The sequence below is a fragment of the Bacillus sp. BP-3 genome, assembly GCF_028401955.1.
Classification (GTDB): domain Bacteria; phylum Bacillota; class Bacilli; order Bacillales; family Bacillaceae_G; genus Bacillus_A.
Genome location: NZ_JAQOTJ010000009.1, coordinates 19,518 through 19,737 on the forward strand (window position 1 = coordinate 19,518; position 220 = coordinate 19,737).

Consider the following 220-nt stretch of genomic DNA (forward strand, 5'->3'; position numbering starts at 1 on the left):
ACGAATTGTTAACATTTGTCCATCTCCGCCAAATAGTACTTCTTGATGTGCAATTAATCCTGGTAAACGTACGCTATGAATATGAATACCATCAACATTTGCACCGCGTGCACCTACTAATTGTTCTGTTTCATCTGGATGCCCTTGTTGTTTTGACTCACGATTTTGACGAATTAAATCCACTGTTTTCACAGCTGTACCAGACGGAGCATCTAATTTT

General features: G+C 39.1%; 1 protein-coding gene. It reads right to left on the reverse strand.

What is annotated here, in order from left to right:
* Positions 1–220, reverse strand: a 220-nt coding sequence (locus PLX19_RS15090; protein ID WP_272189498.1) for a dihydrodipicolinate reductase C-terminal domain-containing protein, incomplete at both ends; no start/stop codon positions are given.